15 protein-coding genes are annotated in these 21997 nt (G+C 55.2%); 8 read left to right on the forward strand and 7 right to left on the reverse strand.

Translation table 11 applies throughout. The features are described 5' to 3' along the window. Nucleotides 1-36: 36 nt before the first annotated feature. Nucleotides 37-399 carry a cold shock domain-containing protein gene (locus FF011L_RS22400; RefSeq protein ID WP_145354195.1) on the reverse strand — a complete coding sequence of 121 codons (363 nt, stop codon included), beginning with the start codon at nt 397-399 and terminating at the stop codon, nt 37-39. Between the two features lie 105 nt (nt 400-504). Further along, the gene (locus FF011L_RS22405; protein ID WP_145354196.1) at nt 505-1113 is read right to left on the reverse strand and encodes a YqgE/AlgH family protein; all 609 of its coding nucleotides are present in this window, start codon (nt 1111-1113) and stop codon (nt 505-507) included. Between the two features lie 163 nt (nt 1114-1276). Here FF011L_RS22405 and pdxH point away from each other — a divergent pair, with 163 nt between their 5' ends. The 3 genes from pdxH (at nt 1277) to FF011L_RS22420 (ending at nt 3629) form a co-directional block, all read left to right on the forward strand. Next, complete coding sequence (pdxH, locus tag FF011L_RS22410; RefSeq protein ID WP_145354197.1) at nt 1277-1927, forward strand: pyridoxamine 5'-phosphate oxidase; 651 nt, start codon at nt 1277-1279, stop codon at nt 1925-1927. 322 nt (nt 1928-2249) lie between these two features. Continuing rightward, nucleotides 2250-2798, forward strand: coding sequence for a carboxypeptidase-like regulatory domain-containing protein (locus FF011L_RS22415; RefSeq protein ID WP_145354198.1), 549 nt, complete (start codon nt 2250-2252; stop codon nt 2796-2798). 234 nt (nt 2799-3032) lie between these two features. Continuing rightward, complete coding sequence (locus FF011L_RS22420; protein WP_145354199.1) at nt 3033-3629, forward strand: carboxypeptidase-like regulatory domain-containing protein; 597 nt, start codon at nt 3033-3035, stop codon at nt 3627-3629. Between the two features lie 67 nt (nt 3630-3696). Here the strand turns inward: FF011L_RS22420 and FF011L_RS22425 are convergent, their stop codons facing one another. From FF011L_RS22425 to priA, 3 genes are all read right to left on the reverse strand, one after another. Further along, nucleotides 3697-6954, reverse strand: coding sequence for a DUF6797 domain-containing protein (locus FF011L_RS22425; protein ID WP_145354200.1), 3258 nt, complete (start codon nt 6952-6954; stop codon nt 3697-3699). A 643-nt stretch (nt 6955-7597) separates the two neighbouring features. Next, a complete protein-coding gene (locus FF011L_RS22430) occupies nt 7598-9178 on the reverse strand; it encodes an IS1182 family transposase (RefSeq protein ID WP_145351721.1) in 1581 nt (526 codons plus the stop codon). A gap of 1246 nt (nt 9179-10424) precedes the next feature. Further along, nucleotides 10425-12812, reverse strand: a complete 2388-nt coding sequence (priA, locus tag FF011L_RS22435; protein WP_391560893.1) for a replication restart helicase PriA — start codon at nt 12810-12812, stop codon at nt 10425-10427. Nucleotides 12813-13068: 256 nt separating this feature from the next. Here priA and nadD point away from each other — a divergent pair, with 256 nt between their 5' ends. After that, nucleotides 13069-13677, forward strand: a complete 609-nt coding sequence (nadD, locus tag FF011L_RS22440) for a nicotinate (nicotinamide) nucleotide adenylyltransferase (RefSeq protein WP_145354202.1) — start codon at nt 13069-13071, stop codon at nt 13675-13677. 15 nt (nt 13678-13692) lie between these two features. Here nadD and dusB read toward each other — a convergent pair whose 3' ends face one another. Beyond that, the gene (gene dusB, locus FF011L_RS22445; protein ID WP_145354203.1) at nt 13693-14757 is read right to left on the reverse strand and encodes a tRNA dihydrouridine synthase DusB; all 1065 of its coding nucleotides are present in this window, start codon (nt 14755-14757) and stop codon (nt 13693-13695) included. A gap of 35 nt (nt 14758-14792) precedes the next feature. Between dusB and FF011L_RS22450 the strand changes: the two genes are divergently transcribed. Together FF011L_RS22450 and FF011L_RS22455 are read left to right on the forward strand one after the other, a co-directional pair. Beyond that, complete coding sequence (locus tag FF011L_RS22450; protein ID WP_145354204.1) at nt 14793-16736, forward strand: sulfatase family protein; 1944 nt, start codon at nt 14793-14795, stop codon at nt 16734-16736. A gap of 67 nt (nt 16737-16803) precedes the next feature. Further along, nucleotides 16804-18258 (forward strand): sulfatase-like hydrolase/transferase, encoded by a 1455-nt coding sequence (locus tag FF011L_RS22455; protein WP_145354205.1) that lies wholly within the window; start codon nt 16804-16806, stop codon nt 18256-18258. Between the two features lie 151 nt (nt 18259-18409). On the opposite strand, the gene FF011L_RS22460 is transcribed toward FF011L_RS22455, so the two are convergent. Next, nucleotides 18410-19156, reverse strand: coding sequence for a sulfite exporter TauE/SafE family protein (locus FF011L_RS22460; protein ID WP_145354206.1), 747 nt, complete (start codon nt 19154-19156; stop codon nt 18410-18412). Nucleotides 19157-19453: 297 nt separating this feature from the next. On the opposite strand from FF011L_RS22460, the gene FF011L_RS22465 reads away from it, so the two are divergent. Both FF011L_RS22465 and FF011L_RS22470 read left to right on the forward strand, forming a co-directional pair. Continuing rightward, nucleotides 19454-19888: an AP2/ERF family transcription factor gene (locus tag FF011L_RS22465; RefSeq protein ID WP_145354207.1), complete on the forward strand. Its 435-nt coding sequence runs from the start codon at nt 19454-19456 to the stop codon at nt 19886-19888. 854 nt (nt 19889-20742) lie between these two features. Next, nucleotides 20743-21996 carry an efflux RND transporter periplasmic adaptor subunit gene (locus FF011L_RS22470; RefSeq protein WP_145354208.1) on the forward strand — a complete coding sequence of 418 codons (1254 nt, stop codon included), beginning with the start codon at nt 20743-20745 and terminating at the stop codon, nt 21994-21996. Nucleotide 21997: the final 1 nt, after the last annotated feature.

Genomic DNA, 21997 nt, shown 5'->3' on the forward strand with positions numbered 1-21997 from the left:
AGCCTCTGGACTTAACCAGCGCCGAAGAGGACCGGCCTACTTGTCTTTGTTGCGCCACGTGGGACGCTGACGGCGAGCTTTGGGATGGTGTTGAGCTCGCAGATGAGGATCGGCGTAGGGTTCGATCTCGGCACCGTCGGGACGATCCGTTAACCGGACGACGGTCGCCCGCAGCTTGTTCTCTTTCTTCTGATACTCCGGATCGATTTCGAATTCGACGAACATTTCGATCATTGGAGGATTGCTTTTGGTTTCCCAAACGCTGCTGTGGAAAAAGACATCTTCACGAAAATCTTCCGCGTCGATAAATCCGAACTTTCCCTCCGCTTCGACAAATTTGACCTTCCCCAATCGCCGGCGCTGGATGGGATAATCTTTAGGGGCAACGTACTCGACCAAAACAGTTCGCTCAGCAGGAAAAAAGGGTTAGAACGGCGGCTACGACAGCACCACCCACCATGTCCGACTAGCGAACCGGCGGGACGGAGTTGAATTCCGTCCCCTCTAATTTAACTCGGGATTAGGAATTTGGGGAGCGCCAACCCAGCGTGCGACAGAATTACCGCATGCTGAACGCAAAAGCCGCCCCCACATCGTCTGATGATCCCCAAAAATAACGTCTGTCGTTGGGGAGGCAATATGCCAGGTTCCAGCCGCAATCTCTTGCTCCAACTGGCCAGCTGTCCATCCCGCGTGTCCGACGATCACACGTACAGGCGAATCAGGGTCGTTCAACAATGTTTCCATCTCCCCTTTTTCTGCTGCGATCATCAGCCCTTCCGCTCCCCCTAATTCGGCTTTTCGAACGGCCTGCAAAGCGACCACGGGGCCCGACAGAGGGCCTCCGAAGTGAACCGCCCGCGATTGCCCTCCCGGAACGACAGGAGAGTCATCCCCGATATCAAATCGAGCCGACGTCCCTTCTGGTTGCGCTTCCTTGGGATCTAACATCGCCAGCAGATTCGCCGGCTGTGGGTGAAAAGGACGGTTTAAAAGCAAACCGATTGCCCCTTCTTGGTCATGTTGGACCACCAGACAAACTGCCTGCGAAAAGAGGGCATCTTCCACACCTGTTGACGCAACCAGTAAATTCCCTGCGATAGATCGATACATTGTCCTGAACTACCTCCCATCCTTTCCTCAAATCGGTTACCCGATTGACGACAAGTTGACAGTAAAAACAAATCAAGAGAGGTTAGTGGCAATAACTGGGCCAAATCATCAGAATCCACTCAAAACCACCCGTAACCCTTTTCCCAACAAACAGTTACGACCGATGAAAAAAGAAATCGAAGCGATGCGTAAGAGCTACACGCTGGCCGGTCTGGACCAATCTGAGGCCGATAGCAGCCCTTTTCGTCAATTTACGAAATGGTTCCAAGAGGCCCAAGAAGGAGATTTACCCTCTTGGTTTGAAGTCAACGCGATGACCCTTTCGACGGCCGACCTGGAAGGGCACGTCACCAACCGGATTGTTCTTTTGAAGCAATTCGACGAATCGGGATTTACGTTTTTTACGAACTATATGTCACACAAGGGCCAGCAATTGGCGGCGAACCCTCACGCCGCTCTCTGCTTTTTCTGGCCTCACCTAGAACGCCAAATCCGGATCACAGGGACCGTTAATCGTGTCGCTAGCGAGATATCGGACCAATATTTCGCAAGCCGCCCTCGCGACAGTCAATTGGGAGCGCTGATCAGTACGCAGTCATCCCCGCTCGCCGACCGGAGCACCATGGAGACCGCTTTTCAGCGTTATCAAAAAGAGTTTGAAGGCCAGCCGATCCCTCGCCCCGATCACTGGGGTGGGTACCTGCTAAAACCAACGGAAATTGAATTTTGGCAAGGACGCCCGAGTCGGCTCCACGATCGAATTCGCTATCAAAACCAGAATGATCAGTGGACGATCGATCGCATCTGCCCGTAGCCCTCCCCCCAAAAGCAAGACAGCCCCAACGGGGGGAATGAAACCTCGCAGAAAACTAGGATAACCGTTTCAGCCACCACAAGTGGAACGCCACAGGAGTCGATTGATTTGTTTTCCCGCATGGGGGTCGCGGCATCGGTCCGGTCTACCGATTTCAGACTCTTAACAGGCCGGTGATGGGGCAACAACCAACAACGATTGCATTTCCCACTCACCAACCGCCTTTCCCAAACCTTGCAAGCGACAGCCAAGAATTCTGCTGCTTTGTGAGTCGAGGCGGGTTCGAGAAATACAATCCATTCCTTTGTGGAGTTCAATACAGATGCGTTTCAACAAATCGAAGTCGTTGCTGGCAATCACCCTTAGTGCCGCTCTATCCTGCCCAGCACCCCTGATGGCAGCTCAACCGGTTGCTTCGGTCGCTCCGGCTCAAACCGTCGTCGTTGACGGCCTGAAAATCAACAAAACGGTTTCGAACGTTGCTCTGCAAGACAACGTTCTACAGGGAGCTCTTGTAGATGCGAACGGCCAAGCCATCGCGGAAGCAACGGTTGTTCTGTCGCGTATGGATGAAGTTATCGACCAGCAGGTCACCGACGCGGAAGGCCGATACGCATTCGAAAACGTACAAGCTGGCCATTACCAAGTCCGCTCGGCAGCGGGCATGGAACTGGTCCGTACCTGGGAAGCCGATTCGGCTCCTAACGGCGCGAAACAAGGAATCATCCAAACCGTCGACCGCGACATGGCTCGCGGCCGATTCGGACACTACGGTCTGAGCACCTGTCAAAAAATTCTGATCGGCGGAGTCATCGCAGCGGCCATCGCAATCCCCATTGCCGTCTCGAACGACGACGATGACGCATCCTAAGCCAGGAAATTTCCTCGCTTGAGATCGATTTACGGACTTTTTGCCAGTCTAAGTTGATTTATCGGCCTAACCGGCCGATCTGGATACTCTGCAGGGGTACTTCAAACCGACGCCGTGCGTCGGTAGATATCCCGATAGATCATTTCGTCATGATTTCACCAAGTCGTTGGGACTCGGGAAACAAAGTGGCGGAATCCACGGATAAATCAACCAGACTGCGGAGTCCCTAAAGTCATGACACATAAAATCTTCAACGGTTTTCTCGCCCTTGCAATGTCTTTCGCAATGGCATGCCCACAAGCCCTGCAAGCGGCTCACCCATCCCACATGGTTGTGGAAGGGCTGAAAGTCGACGCGACCGTCAAAGACCTAGTTCTGCAGGACGGCGCGATCCAAGGTTCACTGGTTTCGCCAAATGGCAAACCAATCGCAGGACAGGCCGCTGTGGTTGCTCAGCGTGGGCATACACTCGACACCCAATTGTCCGATGCTGAAGGTCGTTATGCCTTCAAGAACCTGAAACCGGGCGTCTACCAAGTCGCAACCAATGCCGGAATCCTGACCTATCGAGTTTGGAATCCTGAGCAAGCTCCTGAAGGTGCCGAGCAAGGCATCATCCAAGTCGCTGGTGACGATGTCATCCGCGGCGGCAGTGCCTGCTGCTCGGACACCTCCTGTGACGGCTGCGACGGAATGGGCGGCCGCCATGGTAGCAGTGGAAGAATGTCACGAGCCCTCGCCAACCCAACCGTGGTTGTTCTTGGAGCCGCAGCAATCGCAGCGGCGATCGCCATCCCGCTTGCACTAAGCGACGATGACGACGCTTCCTAAACCAAAATTTCTTGGTTTATAGGACCCGCACAAAACGAGGCATAGCACATCGCTATGCCCCGTTTTTTTATTTGGGCATCCGGTTGATCGTCCAGTAAACCTCTTCCAGCAGTGCTTTCCCTGCCGGGTCCTGCAGATTCATGATCAAGTGCAGTTGGTCGACGGGTTGTAAGCCAGGGACAATCAATTTCACTCCTTTGTTGTCTGCATCCATTTCCACTTTGGAAACGGTCAATGTATCGGGCCCCACTTCGCCGGTGGTGGGAGAATACATCTTCGATCCGTACGACGCTTGCCACAAATAATCCCAGTGTTTGATCGCATAGGAGGCAGGGTCAGAAGCGGTTTCCACATCGACGGGTGTCGTGAATCGGAACCGCAGCCCATCGGGTTCGACGACGGCACCGGTAACCATCCACTCTTCGTTGCCCGTCGCACGCAGGCGTTGAATTCCCTTGTCGGCCATCCGTGGACGACCGCCCCCGTTCCACCCCTGCAACCCGACCGCATAAACCTGGCCGTCGGCGGGATTCACTTCCGCTCGCATGATCCCGGTTTCGAAATCAAACGGCAGCTTGATTATCGCCGCTTGGGATTCACCTTCGACCTCCTGCATCAACACATACGACATCCAGCCTTTGCCAAAACTAGTGTGCAGCAGTCGCCCACTTAACGGTCCCCACCGAGGATCATCAACCCAGACTTGGCCCCCTGACGAATTGTCAAATTCCTGCGGCATATAAACCAGAGGTCGATCGAAGGTTGTGGGGGGGACCAGTTTGTCCAGATCGATCGCCCCACCATCCGGAGCCCATTTCCCAGGGATCGAATAGGTCGGTACCCAACCGTAGAAGCCCCCTTTTTTAACCAAGTTGATTTTGGACGCAGGAGTCCACTGCCCTTGGTTATCGCTAACCGTTAGACGGTTGTCGGGCAATATTCCCATTCCATTGGGGGACCGAAAACCGGTGCAGTAAATTTCGCGGCGCTCGCCATCGGGAGAGATTTTAATGATCGCCCCCGGGATCGCGTAATCCGCACCATGCCCTGCTTTGGCGTAGTAAAAATTCTTATCGGTATCGACCTGCAAATCAAAATTGAAAGCATGGAAGTTCACCGAGACATCATCATCCGCGCTGAAGGTCTCATAGAAATCAGCTTCACCATTGTCGTCCAGGTCATGCAACCGCGTGATCCGATCTTTACACGTCACGTAGACCTGGCCATCGACAACCTTCAGTCCCATCGGTTCGTACATCCCACCGGCAAAACGCTTCCACTTCAAATCAAGCAACTTCTCGTCGACTCCTGAAACAATCCAGACGTCGCCACCGTACGTGGCAATTGCCATCCGGCCATCGTCAAAGAAATCAACCGCCGAAGTCCGGAACCAAGTGTTCCATGGCGTCTCGCGAGGGATGGCAATCGTGTCTAAGGCGTACGCCCCTTTCTCCAGTCCCAAGGTCCCCGTGGTGTGCAAAACTTCCGGCCACAACAAGGGGCCTCCCTCTGCACAGGACTGAGGATCCACAATTTGGGAAGTCGAGGCATACGTGCTTAGCTGTCGCTGTACCGCTTCGAGGGCTTTTGCTCCTTGCCCACTCGATCGACAGATTTCGATCACTCGGGCTTCTGGGCTGGCAGGGATTTGCAACACGATTCGATTCTGTTCATCGATGGACCAGCCCATGCCTTCAACTTGGCCTAGGACCGTCGCCGCCGTCCAGGACTGCCAATTGCCTTCCTGCCGTTTGCCCAGCACGACTCCAAGGCTGCCCGCTGCCGATTCCAGCAGTTGATCATTTGCTTCCGGCACTTGGGCGACAGCCAACGTCAACGCTTTCCCTGGTTCCACTCGCATCGCATGGCGAATTCCAATGGTTTGCGGGAAATCAGCGATCGCGGGTTCAGCTGTCGGAAGTTCCCAGATCAAACGTCCATCGATCTCGTACCGCAATACAACCTGCTGTCCGAACAAAGAATGTCCGTGGTATCGCAGCCACTCTTTCGGCAACGGTCCGCGAGGCAACAAACCTTTTCGCGAATAATCAAAGGTCCCATCGTGCCCCCACTTCCATCCTGCCAATCCTTGGACCGATGTCCCTGCAGGATTCACGGTGCCTTCGCCACGCCCGCGAGCATGCTGGGTCTGACCGATTTCAACAAATCCACCTGACCAGAAATCGGCTTGGTCCATGCTGTGGGTATCGTAAGCGATTGTCTGATCCCCCAACTGAATCGACAACACGCTGGAAAAATCGCGTCGCAACTGAGACGCCAACGCGGGCCCAAAATCTCGTTCGACGTACGGAACTTCCGTGCCCAATTCCGTCCCTTTAGGCAACCCCGCCAAATACTCGGTGGTTACCTTTTCGTATTCGGAATTACTGGGCCGCATGAAAGCTTCCCGAATGTAATGGACTACCTGATAACGTTCCTTAGGAGTCAAGTGCCCCATCGGAGCCATCAAACCGTTCCCGCGGGTCAGTGTCATGAACATCCGGTAAGGATCCGCACCAAATTTCAACTTTTGAGTTCCAAACGCTCGTGCGGTGGGCAGCGACGGGGTATTTCCGTCCGCTCCATGACACTCCGCACAGTAGCCGTGATAGATCAAACTCCCTTCATTGAAGTCACGCGAACGAAGCCCTTTGACAATTCCAGCATGATCCAAATTCTGCGAATCATCTTTAACCAGCAAAGCTTCCGCAGAGGGTTTTAGGCGAGCCTCTGCCTCGGCACCACCGGCAGCAATAGCAGCGACATAAGCCACCAGATCCAAAAATTCAGATTGGTCGGCCAAGGTTCCAGCCAGCCCTTCAGGCATCATCGACTGAGTTGCCAACTGATGGTCTTCGATATCGTCCTGATCGATCCGAATCTCTTTCTGCAGATCTTTCGCGTCGCGGAGAACCAATTCGTCATCGTTTTCTCGAACGACCAATCCGCTCAACACATTGCCGTCACTGGTAACCACCACATTGGTCTCAAACCCTTTGGCAATTTTCTCAGAGGGTCGCAAAACCGCGTTGACCAAATATTCCAGCGAGGTGTCGGCAGGCAACGCCGAAAGCGAAGGTCCCAGCGGGGACCGGTTCTGATCGGAGGAATGACACTGCACACAGGCGGCGGCCGATTTGTAAAACAACAAGGCACCTCGTTCGGCGTCTCCGCGAAGCCGAACCTGTTCTGCTAGATACGGCACCTCCACCTGACGCAGTTGGGTATCCAACCCTTGCGGATGGCGTAAGGTCTCTGCAGCGCCTCCCAGCAAAGGGCAACTAGCGACCAGATAGAAAGCCAATTGACAAAATTTTCTCGACACTTGAATCACAACGAAAACCAGGCAGGAGGGGCAGTAACAGGTAGGACGCCCCCAGTTTAACCCAGATCAATCCCGACCCGAAGCGCGAGTCCAGAAGTATCACACAGCAGGTGGGGCAAGAACCCCCGTGACTGGGGCAATCGGAATTAAACCTCAGGTGGGAACCAGTTACCAGGCGAAGAAAGCCCGGAGGGCGACAGATACTTGCCGGCGGCGTCAGCCGCCGGAGCAAAAAAAGCGTCTGGCAAAGCCCAGCGGGCGACAGAATTTCCTCCCACCCAATTCTGTCGCCCGCTGGGCTAGACAATGCTCTCGCAGCGATCCGGCGGCTCGCGCCGCCGGCAAGTATTTGCCGCCCGCTGGGCTAAAAAGAACCTGCTCAAGCCCATGCCCCCTGCCGGACGGCTCGCGCCGTTCCGCTAAGAAGTAGAGGGGACGCCCCCTACCGGCCAGGCCTCAGTTACCAGAGCAAAAAAGCCCGGAGGGCGACAAATACTTGCCGGCGGCGTCACGGGCTGTTGATTTATTCATGTCGAATGGAGTTTCTGACAGCCTTCCCCCTTTCCCCCACGTTCGCTGACTGCGCAGCGATTCTAGGGAGAGAGCGACGCGGGTTGGAAGAATGACGGACGGGAAAAATGGGCTACGATGCCGGACACGCCAGCGGCGGATCGGGGTTGCTTTGGATGAGTGCCATCAAGAGGTCTAGGTTCAACGCGGTGGTCAGCCAATGCCATTGCTGACGCACCTTGGAGCGACCTCGCACCGAGAATTGACGGATCCCGAGGTGTTGCTTGATCACTGCGAAAGGACGCTCACCCGGATGACGGCGGCGAGCATATTTTTCCTGTGATGACTCCTCGGCCATCTTTTCGGCATGCTCGATCCGATCGGCTTCGTGCTCTGTGTGACGAATCTTGCGGCGGCCAGTTTTTGCGTCGACGCATTGTTCCAACAACAGGCAACCGCTGCACGACGGGGCGTCGGATTGGTAGTGGTGCCGAATCACTTGGCGGCCGTTTTCGGTTTCCGTCGTCTGACCAGTACGAGATAAAACTTCGCCCTGCGGACAGCGATAGAGATCCTCTGCGGGCACGAACACGAACGCTTCTTTGTCTAACTTGACAACTTTCTTGCCCCCCACGCGAACCGTCCTAGTGGGCAATTTGTCGTGCTCTTCGTTCGGCACCGGTTGGCTCAAGTCCTCGCGAATTGCTGGGTTATCTTGAGCCTTGTTTAAGCTGATCGGTGAGAACAAGTTCACGCCTCGCTCTTTGCAGCCGACGATATTCTCTCCGCTGCTCATTAAGCCATCAGCAAGCACCTCATCGATCGGAGCTGGGAGACCGAACCTTTCCTGCACCGCGTCGATCGACTGAAGCATGTCACGGTCTTCATGGTGCCCGAAGACGACGTCGGCATCGACCACGATCCCGCTGTCAATATCGACCGTGGCGGTGGGCGTGTAATTGGGAGCAAAGCCGCCCTCTTTGTTCGGAGCGACTCGGCTTTGTGGATCGGTAATGGGCAGCCGGGCTGGCTCTTTAAGTCCTCGAGCTTTGATCTCATCGAGTTCAGCGACCGCCGCGTCGACCTTTGCCTTGCGGGCAGCGATGTCCCGAAGCGACTCAGGCAAACGACCTCGGCACCGCTCGCCATACATTTCTGTCTGCTGGGCGTCGGTTTGACGAGCCTGTTCTTCAGCCTTGTCATAGAGTTCAGCAAGTTCTTGCTGTTGCTGCCGCAGTCGTTCGGGGGTGCGAGTTCCAGTGCGTCGATTATTCGCTCGCATTCGGGTCCCATCAAAGCCTAGGGCAGCCAGCGGCAGGTGCCCCATTTGCCGAGCGATCAGGACGATCTGAGTGAAGAGATCTTTGAGCGGCTCTTGATTGTCAACGCGAAAGTTGCAGATCGTGGTGTGATCGAGATTGGTGCCGTGAGCGAGCCAACGAAAATCCAAGCGCACAGTGATCGCTTCTTCGAGGTCTCGGGAGGAATGAGTGCGACGGAGGATCCCGTAGAGAATGACCGAAGCGACGATTCGGGGATGGATCGGCGGCCGCCCTCTCTGCAGTTTGTAACGCCGGGTCCAGGGACTCCAATTGATTCGGCCGAGTAAGTCGTCGAGCAACCGTACGCTATGATCGCGCGGGATGGCTTCATCAAGACGCTCAGGAAAAAGGATCGCCTGCTGCCGGTCCAGTGGTCGTTTCGCAAAACCCATAGAATGCTCGAAAAGAGAAGCCAAAAGTCTATCGCAAAACGCCAAAATCACTAAGTGGAAAAGAGAATAAATCAACAGCCCGGTCAGCCGCCGGAGCATAAAAAGCCGATGGCAAAGCCCAGCGGGCGACAGAATTTCCCCCACCCAATTCTGTCGCCCGCTGGGCTAGACGATGCTCTCGCAGCGATCCGGCGGCTCGCGCCGCCGACAGATATCTACCGCCCGCTGGGCTAAAAAGAACCTGCTCAAGCCCATGACATCTGCCGGACGGCTCGCGCCGTTCCGCTAAGAAGTAGAGGGGACGGCCCCTACCGGCCAGGCCTCAGTTACCAGAGCAAAAAAGCCCGGAGGGCGACAAATACTTGCCGGCGGCGTCAGCCGCCGGAGCATAAAAAGCCGATGGCAAAGCCCAGCGGGCGACAGAATTTCCCCCACCCAATTCTGTCGCCCGCTGGGCTAGACGATGCTCTCGCAGCGATCCGGCGGCTCGCGCCGCCGGCAAATATCTGCCGCCCGCTGGGCTAAAAAGACTTTGCTCAACCCCATTACATCTGCCGGACGGCTTGCGCCGTTCCGATAAGAAGTAGAGGGGACGGTTCCCGCCGGCCAGGCCCCAGTTACCAGAGCAAAAAAGCCCGGAGGGCGACAAATACTTGCCGGCGGCGTCAGCCGCCGGAGCATAAAAAGCCGATGGCAAAGCCCAGCGGGCGACAGAATTTCCCCCACCCAATTCTGTCGCCCAATGGGCTAGACAATGCTCTCGCAGCGATCCGGCGGCTCGCGCCGCCGGCAAATATCTGCCGCCCGCTGGGCTAAAAAGAACCTGCCCAAGCCCATGCCCCCTGCCGGACGGCTCGCGCCGTTCCGCTAAGAAGTAGAGGGGACGCCCCCTACCGGCCAGGCCTCAGTTACCAGAGCAAAAAAAAAAAGCCCGGAGGGCGACAAATACTTGCCGGCGGCGTCAGCCGCCGGAGCATAAAAAGCCGATGGCAAAGCCCAGCGGGCGACAGAATTTCCTCCCACCCAATTCTGTCGCCCGCTGGGCTAGACTATGCTCTCGCAGCGATCCGGCGGCTCGCGCCGCCGGCAAATATCTACCGCCCGCTGGGTTAAAAAGAACCTGCTCAAGCCCATGCCCCCTGCCGGACGGCTCGCGCCGTTCCGCTAACAAGTAGAGGGGACGGCCCCTGCCGGACGGCTTGCGCCGTTCCGATAAGAAGTAGAGGGGACGGTTCCCGCTGGCCCATTACAGCATGTCGATCGGATCGATATCGATGACGAACTGGATTTCGTCTTTTGAATTTGTTTTCAACATCGCGACCGCTCTTCGAATCGTTTCTCCTAACGATGTCGAATCTTTCGCCTGCAACAAGATATGAAAGCGGTACTTCCCACGGATCTTTGCGACGGGAGGCGGTGCAGGTCCCAAGATCCTCACTTCCGCGGCGAGTTTGTCTCGCGTTAATTCCAGTTTTTCTACGATCGTGTCGGCAAACGCTTCGGTCGTTTCTTCCACCGGTCCACGAATGATTATCCGCGCCACGCTACCGAGCGGTGGGTAATCATACTTCCTTCGCTGCAGCATTTCCGTTTCGGCGAATGTCTGATAGTCGTGATGGGACGCTGCCTGAATGGCCGGGTGCTCCGGTGAAAACGTCTGCACGACCACACGGCCTCCGCGATCCCCCCGCCCGGTCCTGCCGGCAACCTGAGTCACCAACTGAAACGTTCGTTCGGAAGCACGGAAATCGGGGAAATGCAACGCGCTGTCCGCGTTGATGACGCCCACCAGCAACACATTTGGAAAATCAAGTCCCTTGGCAATCATCTGGGTTCCCAACAGGATCTGCAGTTCGCCTTCACGGAAGGCTGCCAAGACTCGCTCATGGCTGCCGGGGCGCCGCATCGTATCGCTATCCATCCGAGCGATTTTGGCGCCAGGAAATCGAGCCTTCACCTCGACTTCTAATTTTTGGGTTCCCAGCCCGCTATAGCGGATCCCATCAAACCGACAGGCTGGACACCACGGAGGCGTAGGGATTTGGTAATCGCAGTAATGACAGACCGCCTTGCCGCCATCCCGGTGATGCGTCAACGGCATATCGCATTCGGGACACGCCACCACATGCCCGCAGGAAGGACACTGAATGGTGGTCGCGAACCCTCTTCGATTCAGCAGTAAAATGACCTGCCCATTTTCGGCCAGCGTTTCTTTGACCGCATTCTGCAAGGGACGGCTGATCGCTCCGCCGGTCCGCTCACCTGGAGTCCGCAAATCGACCAACTGCACGTGTGGCATCGGGCGGTCGGCAATACGTTGGTTCAACTGGATTAGAGTCGCGTGCCCCGTGTTGGTTGCGTGCCAGGTTTCCAATGAAGGCGTCGCACTCCCTAACACCAACGGGATTTTTTCGATCTGCGAGCGAACGTAGGCGACTCGGCGGGCATGGTATCGCGGGGCTTTATCCTGCTTGAACGATCCATCATGTTCCTCGTCCAGAACGATTAATCCCAAGCGTGGCAAGGGAGCAAAAATGGCGCTCCGTGCTCCCACCACCACTTGCACTTGGCCGCTGCGAATCCGCTGCCAATGATAATGCCTTTCCACGGCACTCATCTGCGAATGCAAAACCGCCACTTCGGCAAACCGATTCTGAAAACGGTGACGCGTTTGCGGAGTCAAACTGATCTCGGGCACAAGGACAATCGCTTGTTTGCCCTGAGCCACGGCGGCTTCGATCGAACGGATATAGACTTCCGTCTTTCCGCTGCCGGTGACTCCATGCAACACAAACGTATGCTGCTGATCCTTGTGAACCGCATCTCGAATCTGCTCGTACGCTTCCGCCTGCGGGCCGGTCAGATCAGGGATTTCTCCCTTTTGAAAATTTTTGCGGGACGGCGGTGGACCACTGGCCGTCAACACTCTTCGTGTCTCCGCCCGCAAGAACCCCTTCTTTCGCAGTTCCCGAATCGGTCCTTCCGTACACTCGGCAAGGTCCGCAATCTGCACCGCCGTCAACGGTTTATCGGAGATCAACAACTGGCGGATCGCCGACTGTTGTTTGACTGGCAACGCATCGACTTGTGCGTCATCCAAAGCCATCGCAGCGGGGGTAAAAAAGACCTGCTCCCTTGTCCCCGCCCCCGACCGCACCCCAGCGGGAATCAAAGCATCAAACACCTGCCCCGCGGGTGCCTGATAGTAGTGGCTCATCCAAAGAACCAGCTTGATCAAGCGGGCATCACACAGTGGGTCTTCATCGGTAACCGCCAGAATATCTTTTAACGCACGGGCCGGCAGTTCACTTTTTTCCACCCCGATACACCAGCCCACCACGGTTCGATTCCCACGCCCCAGTGGAACTCGAACCCGCAAACCTGGCTGCACGATCCCTTCCAGTGCGGGAGGAATTTTATAATGCAGTGGGCCGTAAGGGTTTTCCGAAAAAACGATCGCGGCCGCTTCAAAATCCTCCTCAGCTTCCAGTTCCCAGGGAGGCGGATCGGTTTCAAAAAGCTCCGCCTGGCGGCTCGGGTCGTCGGACGAGGATGAGGCCGCTGGCATGATCTCGCTGGGCCGCAGAGAGGAAGGGAATTCAGATTGTGGAAATGCAACGCTATCTGACAACATATCCGCCTCGGGGGAAACAAGTGAAGTCCCCCTGATTCTTCGCTCGCTAGCGGACACCTCTGGTCCTCGTTAATGTGGACTTAGCTGCGATCGGAAACTCCGTCCTACATTTCGCTCCTTTCGCGGAAGTGAAAGACGACACCTATTTCACGACCGTTCCTTAAGCCTAGATGCTCTTTGAAGCGGCGTGAACGCGCTTTGAAAAAGAGCAAAGGCTGAAAATACTTGTTCCTTTTCACGCAAAGTGACCACTGACATGCGAATCGGCCTCTTTGGCGGCTCTTTTGACCCGATACATTTAGGACACTTGCTGATCGCGGTGCATGCCTGGGAATCGTTGCGGCTAGATCAATTGCGGCTGGTGCCGGCCGCCCATTCGCCGCTAAAACCGACCGATTCGCATACCGCTGCAGAGCACCGACTAGAAATGCTTCGCTTGGCCGTCGGTGGCACGCCGTTCCTCGAAGTCGATGACCGAGAACTGAAGCGTGGGGGGACCAGCTACACGGTCGATACTTTGCAGTCGATTCACGATGAACAGCCGAAAGCGGACTTGGTCCTGATCATCGGATCCGATTCCCTCGCCTCCTTCCCGCGATGGCACCAACCGGAGCGTCTCTTACAACTAGCAACTCTGGCCGTTGTGGAACGAGGCGGCGAAGCGGAATCCGACTTCTCCGTCCTCAACGACTTCGCGGATTCGGCAACGATCGAAAAATCCCTACAGCATCGTGTTGCGATGCCTCAGATCGAAATTTCCAGCAGCGAGATCCGTCGCCGTGTTGCCGCGAAGCAGACCATCCGCTTTCAAACGCCCCGAGCCGTGGAAGCCTATATCGAAGCCCACAAGCTGTACACGAAGTGATGGTCCCGGTCTTGTTTAGGGCTGCGATTCAAGAGGAAAGAACTCGGTGACGATCGACTGGAACTCTGCTGGCGTACTCGCTTTGGCAACATGGGTCCGGAAGTGCCGTGCCCCTCGTTTCCCCTGCGCGTAACAGCAAGCGTACTTCCGCATTAACAAGGTCCCCTTCTCCGCCCCGAATCGCTCGACCACCAAATCGAAATGGCGGAGCATGCAATCTCGCTGCTCTTCCATCGAGGGATCTTCTGGAATGGGGTCGCCGCGGAGCGCCGCAGCGGCCTGGGCAAACAACCATGGCCTTCCCAAACATGCCCTGGCAATCATGACCCCATCGACGTTGTACTTCTGGAACGCGGTGACCACTTTCTCCGCAGAATCAAGGTCTCCATTGCCGATCAGCGGAATGTTTTTCAAATGAGATTTGATTTCCGAGATCCGTTCCCAATCGGCTGAACCTTTGAAAAAATCCTGAGCCGTCCGCCCGTGAACGGTCAAAGCCGCCGCACCTGCCTGTTCGACAACCGATGCGATTTCATTGCAATTGATGTTGTCGCGTGAACACCCCAAACGGATCTTCGCGGTCACCGGCGTCGGTGCACACGCTTCCACCAACTGCCGAATGATCTCGTGCATCCGGTCGGGATCACGCAGCAGGTAACTTCCGCTGTGGGCTTTCTCCGTCACCTGCCGCACGGGGCAACCGAAATTGATATCGACGACGCTGACGCGGTATTCGTCGACCAGCCGCTTGCCCACTTTGGCCATGACCTCCGGTTGGTTGTCCCAAATCTGGACCGCCAACGGACGCGGTTCGTCGGCGACGCCCCACAACCGATCGGGGTGCTCCGCTTCGTGCTCGTCCATCCAAACAAAACCGCGGGCATTGACCATTTCGGTCGCCTGCAGCCCCGAACCGCCATATTCCCTTACCATTTGCCGGAAGGCGGCATTCGTGAATCCGGCCATCGGAGCTTGTAGAATAGGAGGATCGACAACCACGTCGCCTATTTTCAGCGGTGGAGGCGGCAACGTCCGCACTCCGTCGTCTAGGTGTTGTTTTTCGTTTACTTGACTTGCCATTGGTTTGTGTACCGTTTCCCACAACAACGATTTTTATGATCACTCTTTTCTGCAATGCCAACCGCCCTGCCTGCATTCCTCATCGGCAAATCCATTCAGATCGGCTTCCCGGAAGCCGATTCTGGCCAGTCGGGACCGTGCAAACACTGATTTTTCTGCTATTGGGTCTCTCGGCCTCAGGCATCAAAGCTGCCGATCGTCCTAATGTGGTGTGGATTCTCTCCGAAGACAACTCCAAACACTACCTCCAGCTGTTCGATCCAGCCGGAACGGCCACCCCGAACATAGCCGCGATGGCAAAAGAGGGCGTCCTCTTCCAGCGAGCCTTTTCAAATGCGCCGGTGTGCTCCGTCGCTCGAACAACCCTGCTAACGGGTTGTTACGCTCCGCGAATCGGTACTCAGTACCATCGGCGATCCAAACTGGCCGCGATGCCAACGGACGTCCAGATGTTCCCAGCCTACCTCCGCTCGGCTGGCTACTACACCACCAACAACCGCAAAGAAGACTACAACGCAGTGAAGGCGGACAATGTCTGGGACGATTCGTCACGCAAAGCAAGTTGGAAAAACCGGCCCAGCACGGAGACACCATTTTTCCACATGCAAACCTTTGTTCAGTCGCACGAAGGCTCGCTCCACTTCAGCCGCCAAAAGATGGAATCCGAACCGACAAATCATGCGCCCAACAAAGTAACTCTCGCCCCTTACCACCCCGACACGAAAACCTTGCGGTACACCCACGCTCGCTACCTCGATCGGATTCAGGATATCGATCAATTGGTCGGTGACGTGATTCAACAGCTAGAAGCCGACGGGGTGCTGGAGGAGACCTTTGTTTTCTACTTTGGTGATCACGGAGGCGTCCTGCCACGGAGCAAAGGGTATCCGTACGAAGCGGGACTACATGTCCCTTTGGTTGTCCGGGTTCCCGAAAAGTTCAAGGACCTCTCTCCGTTGCCTCGATCCAGTCAAACCGACGGCTTTGTCGAGTTCGTTGATTTCGGCCCAACGGTTCTCGATTTGGCAGGGGTCGAAATCCCTAGCGGCGTCGATGGCATTCCGTTCATGGGCTCACAGACAACATCCGCTGAATTAGAACAACGCAACGAAGCGTTTGGCTACGCCGACCGCTTTGATGAAAAGTACGACATGATTCGTACCCTCCGCATCGGCGACTGGAAATACATCCGCAACTACGAATCCTTCCTGCCCGCTGGCCTGCAGAACAATTACCGTTACCGCATGTTGGCCTATCAGGAATGGCGCAGCCAGTACCGCCAGGGAACGCTGAATCCAAAGCAGCAGCAGTTCTACCAAGCCAAACCGCTGGAAGGATTGTACAACCTGCAAACCGACCCTCACGAAATCAACAACCTAGCTCAAGACCCGCAGTATCAAGAACGATTGGTAGCGATGCGTACGCGTTTGCAAGAACGGATGCAGGCGATGCCCGATTTAAGCCTGATCCCCGAAAGCCAACTTGTCGCCGAAGGACTCGACAATCCGGTCCAGTACGGGCAGAAAATGAAAAAGCGGATCGCCAAGTATTTACAAACCGTCGACCTGTGTTTATTGCCTATTGATCAAGCGGTACCAGAACTTCGACGTGCTTTATCCTCCAGCGATCCACTGGAACGCATGTGGGCCTGGACCGCCTGCTGCTGCATCGCCGACCAAGTAAGTGAACTGGAGTCCTTAGCCCACAAACAATCGACGCAGGACCCACACCGGTTAACCCGAATCCGTGCCACTCAATTCCTAGCAATCCTGGGAAAAACGGATCCACGACCAGCGATTTACAAAGAACTGGCCAGCACAAAATCGACGGTCGAAGCGTTAGAAATCCTCAACACTGCGGTCTATATCCAAGACCACCTGACTCCCGGATTGAAGATAGATCCGGAACAGTTACAGTTTTCCTTTGACGTCGACCCCAAAGGGGAAGTCGCCCGCCGCGTGCTGTACTTCAGCAACTAAAATGATTACCTCGCGTCCACCTGCAGTGTTCAGTTCCGTCGTTCCCACCAACCATAGAGCCCCCTCCATGCCCCGCCTCCGTGTCACGTTCAGTCTATTTTTCAGCATTGCCTTGGGAAGTCATTTGGCATCTGAATCCGCAACTCGATCCGATGCCGCCGAAACCGAGCGTCCGAACATTGTCCTAGTGATGGCAGACGACCAAGGCTGGGGGGACATGGGGTACAACGGGCATCCTGTCGTTAAGACACCTCATTTCGATCAAGCGGCATCGGAGGGACTGCGATTTGACCGGTTCTACGCCGCCGCTCCGGTCTGCTCGCCAACGCGAGCCAGCGTCATGACCGGGCGCAATCCAAACAGATCGGGCGTTTATAAGTGGGGGTACCCGTTGCGACCTCAGGAAACAACCATCGCCGAAAGACTTCAACAATCCGGTTATGCAACGGCACATTTTGGCAAATGGCATCTCGGTTCAGTACGGAACCAAAGCCCAGCGAACCCGGGCAAACACGGGTTCGATGCCTGGCTGAGCGCTCCCAACTTCTATGACAACGATCCGATCCTTTCCAAGGAAGGGACGGCCGAAAAGATTACAGGCGAAAGCTCGATCGTTGCAGCCGATGCCGCGATTGAATGGATGCGATCCCAGCCCAAAGAGAAACCTTTCTTTGCGGTTGTCTGGTTCGGATCGCCCCACAGCCCTCATCGTGCAGCGGACGAAGATCGTGCCCTCTATGCCGACCAACCTAAAAACCAACAAGACTTCCTCGGGGAAGTCACAGGAATGGACCGAGCCTTCGGAAAAATTCGCAATGAATTGTCGACGCTAGGTATCCGGGATAACACGATCCTCTGGTACTGCAGTGACAACGGCGCTCTACCCCGCGTCGGCAGCACCGGCGGGTTCCGTGGCAACAAAGGAAAAATCTACGAGGGAGGACTTTTGGTCCCCGCGATCTTGGAATGGCCTGCAAAAATCAAACACCCCGTTGCTACCGAGATGCGTTGCACGACCTGCGACATTTTCCCAACCCTCTTAGCGGTCGCGGGCGCGGAACCATCCCCCGCCAATGTCCCTCTCGACGGCATCAATCTGCTCCCCACATTCGCTGACCTTACTTTGAAAACAGAGCGACCAGAAACTCTCGAATTTTGGGATGTCAACAAAAAGGGAATTGGGACTCCTGCGGCAGAATGGATGGCGGAACTTTACGCTGCCCAACAACAAGGGAAGGACCTGCCGCCGCACCCGTCCAGTCAAGATGCCGCCAAGCTTCCATCCCCTGTCGAAACGATCGAAAGCCTAGGAGGGCATTCAGCGATCATTAGTGGCAACTGGAAACTGCACCGAATCGTCAAAGGTGATTCGGTTGAATGGGAACTATACGACCTGAAAACCGATCCGTATGAAAAGACCGACTTAATCGAAAAAGAATCCAGCCAGGCTGACGAACTAAAACCGAAGTTGATGGCTTGGATGGATTCTGTCATCGGCAGCCTCCGCGGCGACGATTACTAATCGAAGATCGGCCCCATTATCAAACGTCACGACGCTCTTCAGAGCGTCGACGATGCAGCCAGCCCACCGACTGGCGACGCAGATACGTTTGCCAGCGCCGCGACGCGGCATGCCAACGTGCTGGCACGTTGGCTGCTTTGGGCAGCGTGCCCTAGAAACCACCCGCAAACAGCAACTTCGTTCCGGTGGCGATCATCACGATTATTAAGAAGGCAAAAATAAGCCGATTGCCTCTTTTAATCGCGAGTTTGGCTCCCGCAATCCCGCCAAGCAAATTTCCTGATGCCATTGCCAGCCCTGGAGCCCACTCCACATACCCCGTGGCTACAAACAGCAGGACGGCGACGAGGGTCACCAAGAATCCAATCCAATTCTTGATAACGTTCGATGCCAACAAGTCACCGGTATTAAGAAAGCTCATTGCCAACAGCAACAAGATCCCCATACCTGCCTGAATAAAACCGACATAGACCCCAATCCCCATAAAAACCGGCCAAATCACTTTCGACGAAAGTTCCTTCTTGCGATCCGATTCAAGCAAACGTTTCGGATTCAATAGCAGCAGCACTGCCATTCCCAAAAACAGCATCCCAAAAACCGGTTGGAATGCCTCTCCGGGTAAATAGATCGCTAACCCGGCTCCGATTGGCACCCCCAAAATTGTTGGCGGCACCAAACGTCGGACCATCGCTGGATCGACCATCCCTTGTCGCTGGAACGTTGCAACCGCGGCCCCGCTGGACAGCAAAATCGCAACGCGGTTCGTCCCGTTTGCAATTTTCGGATCCAATCCGAATAGCATTAATGCGGGAAGGGTCAGAAACGAACCACCCCCTGCAATGGTATTAACAACCCCTGCCACAAAGCCAGCAGCTGCCAACATTAGATACCAGTGCATTTCCCAGTTCCCAAAGAGCTCATCAAATAAATGGTGTGAAGCATTAGCTGCAATACCGAACAAAGCGTTACTTCCGAGGGCGCAAACCACAGAAGTAAGTGAATAAAACTATCTGGGCGGCTTGAATTTACTAAATCGCCACGCATGTTAGACTACCTAGTTCAACGGCGACACCATCGCCGAACAGAGCTAGCCCCCTGACACTGGAGATTCTTCACTTGAAACGAAGCTGTCAGAGGATAACGAAGGGGCAGATTCGATTTTCTTACTTGCATTCACTCCACAGAAACAGCACTCATGCACGCCAACAGGAATATTACACGGATCGATCGAGTCCACAGCGGTGGCTACTTAGTCCGCGTCATGCGACGCAAAAAACTTCATTCTCAATTCTTCTCGGACCTTGATTACGGCGGAAAACGAAAAGCTCTCGCCGCGGCACGCGAACATCGCGATGACCTGGAATCCCGTCTGAAGAGTTTCTCCGCTAAAAAACTAGCTCAACAAACTCGCTCCAATAACACCTCCGGGATCGCTGGCGTTCGTTTAGTCGAAGAAACCGACCATCGCTGGGCTTCGAAACCAACCTACAAATACTGGGTTGCACAGTGGAGTCCATCCAAGGGCGTCCGCAAAACGAAACGATACTCGGTTGAAAAATATGGAAACGACGAAGCCTATCGCTTGGCGGTAAAAGCCCGCAAGAAAGGCGTTGCTTCGATGGAGTCCTAGCCCCCTAAAGGCGACTGCATTAAATAAACCGCCGCTGTTTGCCCACTCTCTCTCAGACGCAACAGCGGCGCGGCGCCCCCCGCCAGTGGCGAATCGCCGCCCCCTCGACCGACATTCCGCGATTCCGGCACCAGGATTTCGCGATCCGATGCATCACAGATGCTTTTCGGTCACTCCCCCCAGTCCCCATTCCTGGCCTTCGCCCCGTCAGTGATTCTTGCACCCGTTCGGGACTGCAAAACATGAGAGCGTTGGCTTCCCCGAAATAAGCCTCCGGGTACGTGCAATGACTTGGTGACGTATCGCCGGTATGTCTACGCGCTGTCGAGTACTATTTACGTGACTGCCGTATCGCGGTGGTTCCTGCGGCACGATTGCCACGACGCCATTAGTCGCGTCGCTGACTTGCAGACCCGCTCAGGAACGGTCACCCATACATTGCACGTCCCAAGAGGCTCCAAATTTCTGCAGGCCTACTTGGACGGTGTCGCTTTGCGTTCCGCAAAAGAAGCGTTGACCAGCACCACTCTCACGGGCGGCGGCATGCTATCCGATGCGCGACCAAATAAAAAAACTCTGGCAACGATTTTACGGCTGCAGAGAGCTCTCCTGAAAAGCCGTCACTCGCTTTGGCTCACTGTTTGCGTTTAGCAAATTCACGAACGGAGAGCCCCTGGCGAAGGCAAAACTTCTGACATCGTGGTTACCAACAGTTTCGCAATGTTTCGACAGTTCGCCCTCGCCGGTAACGTCCGTTTCCTGACCAATCAGCAACGCAACTCATTGCAGACTTCATGCAAACGACTGCAGGCAAGCGAGCTCCGACTCGCAAAGGATATTTAGGAACCCAATCCATGAAAACGCGCCCGCTTCCGTCGATCTTTCTGGCAGCCATTTGTCTGTCTTTCCCTGCCTGTGACCAAGTCGAACAATTCCGTGGCGGAGGGCTCCAAATCGAAGGAGAGCACGGCGGCATTGCAGAGGTAGCCGCACACGAAATCATCCATAGCGAATCGGAACACCACGCAGAGGCACACGGTGAAGGTCACGCAGAAGAAGGACATGGTGAAGGGGAACATGCCGGCGGCGAACACCATCCACAACACAAGGTCCTTGTCACCAGTCCGGTCGCCAAGGACGTGATCAGTACCCAGCGGTACGTCTGCCAAATCCACTCCCGACGTCACATTGAAATTCGTGCACTGGAAGGTGGTTACCTCGAACAAGTCCCCGTCAAAGAAGGGCAGTTCGTGCAGAAAGGGACTCTCATGTTTAAGATCCTGCCGATTCTGTATCAGGCGAAACTTGATTCGGACATCGCCGAGTCCCAAAGGGCCCAAATCGAATACAACAACACGGAAAAACTAGTCCAACAAAACGTTGTCTCTTCCCAGGAATTGGCGCTTGCGAGAGCAAAACTGGCTCAAGCCCAGGCGAAAGTAAAACTGGCTCAGGCAGAACTCGATTTTGCAAATGTGAAAGCCCCCTTCGATGGCATTATGGACCGTCTGCATGAACAGATCGGCAGCCTTGTTGAAGAGGGGGACATCCTCACGACCCTCTCGGACAATGAAGTCATGTGGGTTTACTTTAATGTCCCTGAGGCTCGATACCTTGAATACAAGGCGGCCCTGGATGCCTCCCCAGCCCACGCCGATATTCAAGTTGAATTGATCCTGGCGAACCACGACAAATTCCCACAGCATGGCGAAATTGGTGCCATCGAAGCGGACTTCAACAACGAAACAGGGAACATCGCCTTTCGAGCCGACTTCCCAAATCCCAATGCGCTGTTGCGACATGGTCAAACCGGCACGGTGCTGATCAATCGGCTGTTGAGAAACGCCATCGTCATCCCTCAGCGAGCGACGTTTGAAATCCTCGCCAAACGCTACGCCTACGTAGTCGATGCCGAGAACGTGGTCCACCAGCGAGAGATCGTGATCCAGACCGAAATGGACGACATCTTTGTCATCAAGGACGGCCTTCACGCTGGCGAAAGAATTGTTCTTGAGGGTCTTCGTCAAGTCCGCGATGGCGACAAAGTGAAATACGAATTCATCGATCCTTCCGTGGTTCTTAGCAATCTGAAACATAAAGCAGAATAAA

The sequence above is a fragment of the Roseimaritima multifibrata genome, from assembly GCF_007741495.1.
Classification (GTDB): Bacteria; Planctomycetota; Planctomycetia; order Pirellulales; family Pirellulaceae; genus Roseimaritima; species Roseimaritima multifibrata.

Bases quoted from the DNA above. Each gene is read 5' to 3' on its own strand.
- dusB (WP_145354203.1), bottom strand. From the start codon at position 14,757: ATGGCAAGTCAAGTAAACGAAAAACAACACCTAGACGACGGAGTGCGG.
- nadD (WP_145354202.1), top strand. From the start codon at position 13,069: ATGCGAATCGGCCTCTTTGGCGGCTCTTTTGACCCGATACATTTAGGA.
- priA (WP_391560893.1), bottom strand. From the start codon at position 12,812: ATGTTGTCAGATAGCGTTGCATTTCCACAATCTGAATTCCCTTCCTCT.
- FF011L_RS22415 (WP_145354198.1), top strand. From the start codon at position 2,250: ATGCGTTTCAACAAATCGAAGTCGTTGCTGGCAATCACCCTTAGTGCC.
- FF011L_RS22450 (WP_145354204.1), top strand. From the start codon at position 14,793: ATGATCACTCTTTTCTGCAATGCCAACCGCCCTGCCTGCATTCCTCAT.
- FF011L_RS22405 (WP_145354196.1), bottom strand. From the start codon at position 1,113: ATGTATCGATCTATCGCAGGGAATTTACTGGTTGCGTCAACAGGTGTG.
- FF011L_RS22470 (WP_145354208.1), top strand. From the start codon at position 20,743: ATGAAAACGCGCCCGCTTCCGTCGATCTTTCTGGCAGCCATTTGTCTG.
- FF011L_RS22455 (WP_145354205.1), top strand. From the start codon at position 16,804: ATGCCCCGCCTCCGTGTCACGTTCAGTCTATTTTTCAGCATTGCCTTG.
- FF011L_RS22460 (WP_145354206.1), bottom strand. From the start codon at position 19,156: ATGCACTGGTATCTAATGTTGGCAGCTGCTGGCTTTGTGGCAGGGGTT.
- pdxH (WP_145354197.1), top strand. From the start codon at position 1,277: ATGAAAAAAGAAATCGAAGCGATGCGTAAGAGCTACACGCTGGCCGGT.
- FF011L_RS22465 (WP_145354207.1), top strand. From the start codon at position 19,454: ATGCACGCCAACAGGAATATTACACGGATCGATCGAGTCCACAGCGGT.
- FF011L_RS22420 (WP_145354199.1), top strand. From the start codon at position 3,033: ATGACACATAAAATCTTCAACGGTTTTCTCGCCCTTGCAATGTCTTTC.
- FF011L_RS22430 (WP_145351721.1), bottom strand. From the start codon at position 9,178: ATGGGTTTTGCGAAACGACCACTGGACCGGCAGCAGGCGATCCTTTTT.